Here is a 9,202-nt window from a genome sequence, read left to right as displayed (position 1 = left end):
AGGCAGGAATAGGCTAGGTGAGGCCCAGCTTCGCCCAAACCCTCTCCAGACCAGGGTGCTCCTTGAGCCAGCGCTTGAGGTCCTGCGGGTTGCACAGAAAGCCCTTCCCTTCTAGGGCCTGGCGCAGGGCCTGGGCTTCCTCCGCCGACAGGGCCAGGATGACCTCCGCCTGTGAGGCCAAAAAGCGGGGCACCTCCGGGTAACGGAGGGAGCGGACCCGGGTAAGGAGGCCCTCGAGGGCCGGGCTTAGCGCCGGGGAGCCCCTTCCTGCCTCCGGGAACCCAGGCTCGGCCAAGGCCATGCGCCCGTACCCCGAGGAGGTCTTGGCCCCCACGCCCTCCTCCTTCAGGGCCCAGGCGAGGATTCGCCAGAGGGCCGTAAGCCAGGGGCGGGCCGCCTCCCGGTCCACGCCCGGAGCGGGGGCGAGGGCCAGGAGGAAAGTGCCCGTGGCGGAGAGGAAGGGGACGGGGGTAGGGCTGTCCCAGTCCGCCGGGGGCTCCTCCTCCCCCCGGTAGTAGAGGGGGTGGTGGGGGTTGAGGATGTCGGGGTGGAGGCGCCACTTTCCGGGAAGGGGCAAAGCGTCAAAGAAGACCACCAGGCCCTGCTCCTCCGTGGTGCCGAAGAGGGCTGTTTGGGCCTCGCCGCGCTGGAACTGCGCCAGGTTGCGCCGCCAGGCCTCGCCCTCGAGGTAGAGGTGGGCGTAGCGGCTCGCCAGGCCCTTGAGGGCCGAGCCCGGGATGTAGGGCACCCCGTAGGCCCGGTGGAGGGTGAGGCTGGTCTCCAGCACGCCCTCGCCCCCTAGCCCCACCACGAGGCGGGAGAGGGTTTTGGCCTCGCGAAGCTCGGCGCCCAGGGCCACGAGCGCCTTGCGGTACCGCTCGAAAAACGCCGCGTACTCCCTGGGCTCTTCTATCCCCACCACCTCCCGCACCAGGGAGCGCTTGGCCTCGGCGTCCTCCCTCGCGGTGGACCTCAAGAACTTGTCCAGCCAGAGGCCCCGGTGGGGCTCCTTCCCTCGGGGGAGGCGGATACCCTCAAGCGCGGATCTGCGGCCCATGGCTACTCCCCTTCTATGAGCGCCTGGGCGAAGCGCTTGTACCACTCCGCCGCCCCTAAGACCTCCCGGGTGAGGCGCAGGTAGGCGAGGAGCTCGGCCTTGCGGGCCTCCTCGGCGAGGGCCTCCAGACCCTTGCGGCCCAGGGTCTGGGCCAGGTCCCCCACCAGGTTCTTGTGGGCCTCCTCGCCCCGGGAGGCCACGAAGGCCAGGGCCTGGGAAAGCCCCGCCTGGCGCACCAGGACGGGGAACTTCAGGGCCATGTCCCGGTACTTCTTGGCCCTTTCCTTGTCTCCCTGGGCGCGGGCTTTCACCCGGTTGTAGGCGTCCTCCGCCCACCTTTGGGCCCTCGTCCTCATGCTTGCCCCTCCACCACCTTAAGGGCGCACAGGCCCCGGCCCACCGTGGCCTTGCCCCCAAGCTGGACCGCCCCTTCCAAGAGGCCCTTCACTAGGGCGAAAACGGCCTCGGCGGGGAGGTCCTTCCCCTTCCTGCGGGAGGCCTCGGCCCGGAGGAGGCCATAGAGCACGCTCTCCGTGGGCAGGCTCTCCTCGTACCAGAGGGCTCCCTTGGCCACGGTCTTGGTGGCGTCGTCCAGCCGGATGCGGGCCACCACCTCCGTGGCCGTCTCCAGGAGGTAGCCCATGAGGTCGTCGTAGACCACGGTCAGGCGGCCCCTCACCGGGACCTCGAGGCGCTCGGCGAGCCAGTCCTCCCAGGCCCCAATCCCCCCCTCCTCCCGGGCCTTAAGGTCCAGGTCCTCGAGGTAGACCTTGCCCCCATGCCCCAGGACCCGGGAGCCCGGGGCGAGGAGGGCGTGCTCGGCGTCTGGGACCTGGGGAACCCCGGGAATCCGAAGGCCCACCATCTCGGCCTCCCTGGAGAAGCGCTCCAGGAGGTAGGGGCTCGTAACCAGGGCGAAGACCCCGTAGAGGCTCCGGACCGGGAGCAAGAGGAGCTTGGCGTCCCCCACCTGCACCGCCCCGGCGTGCTCGGAGGCGCTCTCCGTGTCCGGGCCGAAGACGGCGAAGAGGGTGTCCCGGTCCCAGGAAGCGGCCCGGTCCCGCAGGACCCCTTTTAGGGAGCTTCCCGGCAGGTAGGGGATGCCCGTGGCCTTCTCCCGGGCGATGGGCAGGTCTATGGCCCCGATGCCTTGCCCCGTCCCCGCGTGCAGGGGGGAGAGGGCGTGAAGAAAGAGTAGCGCCGTTTGGCTCATCCAAACCTCCTTCAAAGGCTTTCCACGAAGGCCCGCACGGGGTCCACCTGGCCCCTTAGGGGCGGGATGGCCTTGGCCTCCTCGAGGGTGAGCCAGGGGTCCACCTCCCAAGCGCGGCCCCCATGTTCCAGGACCAGCCTTTTCCCGGGGAACCGGGCCCCCTCGAGGACCGCCACCACCGAAAGCCGCTCCGCCAGGGGACGGAAAAGGAGAGGGCTCGCCCGGCGCTCGGCCTCGGGGAGCTTGAGGGTGGTATCCGGAGGGTCGCCCTTGTCCTTGAAGTGGAAAATGATGGGCAGGCCGAACTGGCCCCGGGGAAACTTGCGCACGGGATGCCTGGGGGCGTGGTGGGCGGCGTGCCGCCCCGTGAGGCGCCGCACCTCGTCGGGCTCGGGCCAGAAGGAGCGGCCTGGGCTTTTCGGGCTTCCCCCAGGGCGGGCCTGGCGGAAGGCCTGGTAGCGCTCGGCTAGCTCCCTCCAGGACAGGGGCACCACCCGCACCAGGCTTTCGGGGGTGAGGTGGGGCACCCCTTCGGGCCAGCCCCCCTGGCGGCTATGGCGCCGAAGCCCTTCCCGGACCTCCCCTTCCTTCGGCGGCCTGGACCCTTCCCGCAAGAGCGCCCCAAACCCCCGCCGGGTGCGGGCCCCGATCCCCCCGAAGGTCTCCCAGGCCCAGAGGGCGGCCTCGAGCTCCTCCCGGAAGTCCAGGTCCCCCACCTTCTCGGGGAAGCGAAGGCGAAGACGGAAGGATACGCCCACGCGCACGGGGTAGTTCCTGGGGTCCTTCTCCGTACGCCGCAAGGGGAAGGCCAGATAGGGGTGGGCCACCTCTGGATGGGCCCGGGGGAACTTCTTTCCGGGAACGTCCGTGAAAGGGCAATCATCCTGGCCTCTCTTCAAAATCTCCACCTCCACCGCCACGGGGGAAGCCCCACCCTCCCCCGCGCTTCCGAAGAGGGCGCTCTCCAGCTTTCGGAGTTCCTCCAGGCTTCCCTTGGCCTGCCAACCCCTCAGGGCCCGCCACCAGAAGCGGAGCTGCCCCCGCACCTCCGTGGCCCGCACCACGCTCACGGGGTCCGCCTCCCTGGGCTCCACCCCGCCCCCGAAGAGGGGGGTGAGCAGGGTGTAGGTGCGCTCCCAGGTGAGAACGCGGGCGCCGTCCCGCCGCAAAAGCGCCCCTTCCCCCTCCTTGCGCCTGGGCGCGAACGCCTCCTCAAAGGCCCGGACCTTCCGGCTCATGCTCCCTCCCACTTCCAAAGCGTCCCGTCCCAAACCCCCAAGGCGGCCAGGCCAAAGCCGTCCCTCCGGTCCTGCTCTTCATCGGAGAGGTTCTGGAACCAAATCCTCTCTGCCCAAGCCCGAATCTCCCCTTCGCCCCAGGCCTCGGGAAGCCGCACGAAGTAGACGCTTCCCGCGGGCACCGCCCGGCGGCTCGGCTTGGGCCTCCCCTCCCTTAGGTCCCAGCCCGAGACCGCCTGGGGCCTCCCCACCACCGCCGCCTCCACCCGGGCCCCGCCGAAAGCCCCGCCCTTGGGGAGGTAGGCCCCTTCCAGGAAGGCGGGGGTGAGGAAGAGGATGCGGGCGGCCTTGGACCGGACCAGGCCTTGCACCAACGCCTCGGGCAGGGGGGGCACCCCAGGGCCCCCCTTGCGCCAGAAGGCGAGGCGCCTCTCCCCGCCCAAGGGGAAGATGCCCTCCAGCTCCTTTTCGGGCCAGAGGACCAGGGCGAGGCGGCTCCGCCCTCGGGCGAACTCCAGCCCCGAGGTCTGGAAGAGGAAGCCCTCCCGGGCCGTCTGGGTGGCCCCCTCCAGGGCCACGTGGGTGCGCACCTCCGGGGTGGGCCCGCCGTGGCCTTCCGGGGAGAAGCCCTCGGGGGAATCCTTTAGGATCCACTCTAGAAAGCTCTCCCAGTACCAGAAGGCGCTGAGGGGGGCGGGCTTCTCCTTGAGGGAGGGGCTCGGAAGCCCCACGGGGCGAAGACCCTCGGGGAGGTTGGTCCCCGCCCCTTCGGGAAGCTCCAGGGGGCGGAGGGGGTAGACCCTTTCCCCAAGCTTCAGGGCATCTAGGGGCCGGGGCAGTAGAAGCCGCCACCCCTCCCTCCCCTCCTCCGCGAGGAGGGGCCCCCGCAGGCCCCAACGGAGGACCTCTTCGGCCCTCTCGGGCAGGGGAAGGCCTTCCAGCAGGGCCCGGCGGGTGCGGTAGGCCCCGGCCAGGGTCTGGGGCAAGGGGAAGGGAAGGCTTCTCGCCCGGGCGCCTGGGCTGTTGGTGAAGGGCCTTCCGTCCCGGACGATGAGGGGGTCCCTAGGCTCAATGAGCATCCCACACCTCCCGGCTTTCCACGGGCACGCCCGCCTGGTCCAGGGCCTCGGCGAAGGGCCGGGCAAGGAGGAGCTCCCCCGCCAAGCGGCGCACGTCCTCGCCGGTGCGGAGCCACGCCTCAAGCTCCTCCCGGTACGCCTGCCTCATCTCCCTCCTCCCCAGGATGCGCAGGGCCTCGGCCACCAGGGCCTCGTCGGGAAGGGCGTCGCCCGCCTCCCGCACCAGGGCCGATAGCTCGTAGGCGGCCCTCGAGGGCACCTCCCCCGCACGCTGGAGGTCGGCGTAGCGGAGGAGGCGGCGGGTAAGGGGGGGCTTTTCGTCCCAGCGGCCCCGCGCCATCCGCTCCGAGCCCGAGCGGGGGCTATAGGCCACGCAGAGGGCGTTGCGCTGGGGCTTTCCCTCCTTGGCCTGCTTCTCCGCCCGGCGGGCCAGGTCCAGGGCGTCTTGGAGGGGCTCCAGGTGGTGCACCACGGCGAGGCCCACGGAGAGGCTGGGGGCTTTCTCCGGCCCGCCAAAAGGGGCCATGACCTCTCGGAAACGCTCCGCCAGGGCCTTGGCGGTCATGAGGGCCTTGTGGAGGGGAAGGAGGGCCAAAACGTCGTCCCCCCCCGAGTAGACCAGGGCGCCCCCGTGGGCCTCCACGAGGCCCTTCACCTCGGCGGCAAACTGGAGGGCCAGGGTCTTGGAGAAGCGCCGGTGCGCCTCCGGGGTCTTTAGGCGGTCCAGGGCCTCCCCCATCCGGTCCCCGTCGGCGTGGAGGAGGGCGTAGTAGGCCCCGGGGGGCGCCCTCACCCCTTTTTGGGAAAGCGCCCTCCAAAGCTCCCGGAGGCGGGCCCGGGCCCTTTCCAAAAGCCCGGAGTCCTCGGCGAGGGCGGGGAACTCGGCCAGGCGGGTTTCATAGAGGAGGCGGACGTCCCACTTCGCGAAGGGGGTGTCCCGCAGAACGGGGTGGTAGGTTCCCGCCCTGGCCTCCTCGCCCGCCATCCGGGCCAGGTCCTTTAGGGCCTCCTCCAGCAGCCCCTCCTGGCCCACCCTCCTCACCCCCTCAAAGAAGGGGAGGGCCGCCACGTGGGTGGTGCTGAGGAAGCCGTGCTTCGTCTGCCACCAGCGCTTGAGCAGGTCCGGGCCCGAGAGGTACTCCCCCGGGCGCAGGCCGAGCCGGACCCGGAGGCGGTCCGCCCCCTCCTGGGGCAGGCGGAGGACGCTTTCCCGGGCCCCGTCCAGGGAGCTCTTGTAGGCCGGGCTTCCCCAGGAGGCGGGGGCGAAGTCCCGGGTGTTCTTGCGGGCCGCGAGGAGGGCCATGAGCCGCTCCCGGGCCCCGGGGTAGTCCCCCTTTAGGGGGAGGTAGGCGTAGTACCCCTCCAGGAGGTCCTTGACCTGCTCCAGGGCTTCTTCCCAAAGAAGGTGGTCCTTGCGGGGGGTGAAAACCTCCCTCGCCCGCGCGAGAAGGCAGTCCTTGGCGGCCTTTAGGGCTTTTTCCCCCAAGCCCTTTGGGTCTTTCCCTTCGGGAACCCGGACGAGGAGCACGTTGGGGATGCCCGCCTCGGCCAGGGTTTTATGCGTTGCCTCGCTTTCGGGGGCCGGGACTGGGGTTTCAAGCGCCGCCTCGCTTTCGGGGGCCGGGAAGATGAGGTTTTGTACCCCCACCTCCTTGGCGAGGGCCTTGGCGGCGCGGGCCGCGGCCTCGGAGAGGAGGCGGCTTCCTGCGAAGAGGTCCCGGGTCCTGCGGGCGGTGGCGATGAACTCCTGCACCGGGCCCAGGGCGATAGCGAGAAGGTGATCCATAAGCCCTCCGGTTATGCCCTAGTATACCGGCACCCTAGAGCCCCGCCAAGCCTAGGGCCTCCTCCAGGTCCTGGGGGAAGCGGTAGACCCCCTGGACGCCTTCCCCGACCTCGAGGGCCATGTAGACCAGGTTGGGGCTCGAGGGCGCAGAACCCCCTTCCCAGGAACGGGCCACCATGAGCCCCCTGGCCCGGCTTCCCCCCACGGAGGCCACCAGGTTCCTCATCAGGGGAGCCCGCCCCTTGAGGCTGGCCGCATCGGGCTTGCACTCCACGAACCAGAGGGTGCCCCGGTGGAAGAAGACCCCGTCCACCTCGGTGGACTGGGGGGCCAGGGCCCCGTCCCCGAGGGGCACCAGGTGCCCGCCCATCCTGGCCGTCCCTCCCCTCGAGACCAGGTGTTGGTGAAGGTGGAAGTAGACGAAATACTCCAGGGCAAGCCCCTTGAGGCTCTCCCGCTCCTTCGGAGGAAAGGCGCATCCGAGGCGCCGGGCGAAGAGGCGGAGGAACTGGTCCACCACGGGGGAGGTTTTCCAGGAGGCCTGGACCTCGGCCCAGCGCCGGAGGATCCCCTTCGCCGCGGCCAGGACCTCCGGGTCGGGGGAAAGGGAAGGGCACCTCTGCTGCAGGCGGTAGCCCCGGAGGGCGAGGAGGTCCTCGGGCCGCCCCTCCTCCCAGGGCACCCGGGCCTCCCCTCCCTCCAGGAAAAGGAGGCGGTCCCCCTCCAGGTAGTGGGCCCGGGCCCCCTCCCTCAGGGCCAGGTAGAGCCCCAGGGCCATGGCGTGGGTCCCGCCGTTCAGGTTGGCGTGCACGGGGTGGCCCCGCCTGAGGGCCTCCTCCACCACGGGGGAAAAGAGGTCCCGCACCTCCCAAAGGGCCCAGGGCCCGGGGAGGAGGCCGGCGTGCACCCGCACCCCCTTGTCGCGGAAGAAGGCCTCCGCCCACCGCAGGCGGTCTGCCATCTCGGGGGTGGTGAGGAGGTAGGCCTCCTTGGGGCGGGCGTAGAGGTAGGCCCCGTAGAGGGGCGCGGCCTGCTCGGAGACCAGGGCGAGGAGAACCGGTCCTTGGGAAGGCGGCGGGGCCTTGGGGAGGGGCTTTTCCCGAAAGAGGGAGGCCACCTCCCGCTCCAGGGGAGGCCCGGGGTCCACCAGGAAGACCCCGTACTCCTCCGCCCAGGCCCGCCAGCGGGCGAGGACCTTCTCCCGCTCGTTTGGACGGTAGTTTCGGAGGTTGGCGGCGTGGTAGGGCACCACCGGAAGGCAGAGCTGGCCCCCAAGCTCCCTGGCCTCCTCGGCGAAGCGGGCGAGAGCCTTCCGAGCCATGTCCTTGGCCTCGCTCCCCAGAAAGGGCCGAAACCAGTAGGGCCGCCCCCGGTAGACCACGAAGAGCCCGCCTTCCCTTCGGGGAAGCCGGGCCGTCCGGGCCCCCTTGGGGAAGGGGAAGGCCGGGGGCGGGGGCGTTTCCGCCCACGCTTCCCCCAAGGGCTCCAAGTAGAGCCGGGCGTACTCCTCCAGGGTGAGGGCCTCCGCTTCCAGAGGAAAAGCCCCCTCCTCGGGCCAGAGGAAGAGGGCCCGGGGGGCCTCGAGGGGGCGGTGGGCCTCGAGGAGGAAGACCCGGGCCCCAGGCCGCCGCAGGCGCCCAAGCAGGCGCACCGCGAAGAGCTTGGAGCCGCCGGTGAGGTTGGCCCAGACCTCCCCTGTCCCCTCCTCCGGGGCGGGTGCCTCGGAAAGGGGGCGAACCTCGTGGGGGATGCCTTTCTCCTCCAGGAGGGCGAAGAGGGCCTGGCGCTTGGCCTCGTAGCCCTCGCCCCACGCCCTAAGGGCGTAGAAGATGGCCTTGGCCACGCCCCCCGCCCTTCGCGCCACCGTCTTCAGCCCCAGGTAGGCGGGGGCCGGGTCGTTGCCCAAAAGGGAGAGGTAAACCGGGCCGGGCGCCATGGGCTCTTTGAGAGCCCAGTATACCCCCGTCGCGAAAGGAAGGGCCAGCCCAGATGGCCGTGGCCCACAAGCTCCTCAGGCGGATGATGGGAAGGCTCAGGGAGTACTACGCCGGTCGGTTGGCCCAGGGGGTGGCTTGACGCTCAAGACAGTATCAATCCCCTTACGGGGCTATGTGGTTTGCAACCCGGGGGAACTGGAGGCCCGGGCCATCGCCAAGGCGATCCGGTCGCAATCCCCTTACGGGGCTATGTGGTTTGCAACATACGTTTCCGCCAGGAGCACCTGGAGGCAGTGGCCTCGTCGCAATCCCCTTACGGGGCTATGTGGTTTGCAACCGTCCTCCCCCTCATGACCCTCCGGGTGGCGGTCTGGGGGTCGCAATCCCCTTACGGGGCTATGTGGTTTGCAACCCTCCTCCGGCAGGACCCCCGGTACCACCCCGAGGGGGATGTGTCGCAATCCCCTTACGGGGCTATGTGGTTTGCAACTTGGCGGTATCTTGCTATCTCCAAAGATTCTTCCGTTCCTAGGCGTCGCAATCCCCTTACGGGGCTATGTGGTTTGCAACAAATCCAGTAGTGTACAGCGGTCGAATCGAAGAAGGGAAGTGTCGCAATCCCCTTACGGGGCTATGTGGTTTGCAACCATACCTTGAAGCAAAGGGCGGTCTTCATCGGGGGAGCCTGGAGTCGCAATCCCCTTACGGGGCTATGTGGTTTGCAACATGAGGGTGTGGGGAGGTGAAAAATGAAAAAAAGCTACGTCGCAATCCCCTTACGGGGCTATGTGGTTTGCAACTCTTTTATCCAAAATATCTAGACGACAGGTCTGAAGTTAAGTCGCAATCCCCTTACGGGGCTATGTGGTTTGCAACTCTACCCCTCTAAGAA

The 9,202-nt window shown here is 69.6% G+C and carries 7 protein-coding genes, 1 pseudogene and 1 CRISPR repeat array; of the genes and pseudogenes, 1 reads left to right on the top strand and 7 read right to left on the bottom strand.

The features are described from left to right. Positions 1-13: 13 nt before the first annotated feature. Genes cmr6 through ABJK26_RS01825 form a run of 7 tightly spaced genes read right to left on the bottom strand, consistent with a single transcriptional unit; the run spans position 14 to position 8,309 of the window. Positions 14-1,057, bottom strand: coding sequence for a type III-B CRISPR module RAMP protein Cmr6 (cmr6, locus tag ABJK26_RS01855; protein ID WP_347240507.1), 1,044 nt, complete (start codon positions 1,055-1,057; stop codon positions 14-16). A gap of 2 nt (positions 1,058-1,059) precedes the next feature. Then, a complete protein-coding gene (gene cmr5 / locus ABJK26_RS01850) occupies positions 1,060-1,413 on the bottom strand; it encodes a type III-B CRISPR module-associated protein Cmr5 (protein WP_347240505.1) in 354 nt (117 codons plus the stop codon). After that, positions 1,410-2,270 (bottom strand): type III-B CRISPR module RAMP protein Cmr4, encoded by an 861-nt coding sequence (cmr4, locus tag ABJK26_RS01845; RefSeq protein WP_347240504.1) that lies wholly within the window; start codon positions 2,268-2,270, stop codon positions 1,410-1,412. The genes cmr5 and cmr4 overlap by 4 nt, the downstream gene beginning before the upstream one ends. An 11-nt stretch (positions 2,271-2,281) precedes the next feature. Beyond that, positions 2,282-3,508 carry a type III-B CRISPR module RAMP protein Cmr1 gene (gene cmr1, locus ABJK26_RS01840; protein WP_347240503.1) on the bottom strand — a complete coding sequence of 409 codons (1,227 nt, stop codon included), beginning with the start codon at positions 3,506-3,508 and terminating at the stop codon, positions 2,282-2,284. Next, the gene (locus ABJK26_RS01835) at positions 3,505-4,587 is read right to left on the bottom strand and encodes a type III-B CRISPR module-associated protein Cmr3 (RefSeq protein ID WP_347240502.1); all 1,083 of its coding nucleotides are present in this window, start codon (positions 4,585-4,587) and stop codon (positions 3,505-3,507) included. Before ABJK26_RS01835 ends, cmr1 begins: the two co-directional genes overlap by 4 nt. Continuing rightward, entirely contained in the window at positions 4,577-6,373 is a 1,797-nt protein-coding gene (gene cas10, locus ABJK26_RS01830; protein WP_347240501.1) for a type III-B CRISPR-associated protein Cas10/Cmr2, read from the bottom strand. The genes ABJK26_RS01835 and cas10 overlap by 11 nt, the downstream gene beginning before the upstream one ends. Positions 6,374-6,407: 34 nt before the next feature. Beyond that, the gene (locus tag ABJK26_RS01825; protein WP_347240500.1) at positions 6,408-8,309 is read right to left on the bottom strand and encodes a hypothetical protein; all 1,902 of its coding nucleotides are present in this window, start codon (positions 8,307-8,309) and stop codon (positions 6,408-6,410) included. A gap of 32 nt (positions 8,310-8,341) precedes the next feature. Here ABJK26_RS01825 and ABJK26_RS01820 point away from each other — a divergent pair. Continuing rightward, a pseudogene (locus tag ABJK26_RS01820) lies at positions 8,342-8,449 on the top strand (IS110 family transposase); the annotation flags it as partial. 11 nt (positions 8,450-8,460) lie between these two features. Further along, positions 8,461-9,186: a CRISPR direct-repeat array (repeat unit 36 nt; unit sequence GTCGCAATCCCCTTACGGGGCTATGTGGTTTGCAAC). Positions 9,187-9,202 lie beyond the last annotated feature (16 nt).

It is taken from the genome of Thermus sp. (assembly GCF_039793865.1).
Classification (GTDB): domain Bacteria; phylum Deinococcota; class Deinococci; order Deinococcales; family Thermaceae; genus Thermus.
The sequence above is the reverse complement of the archived record's forward strand: the minus strand, read 5'-3'. Positions and strand labels throughout refer to the sequence as shown.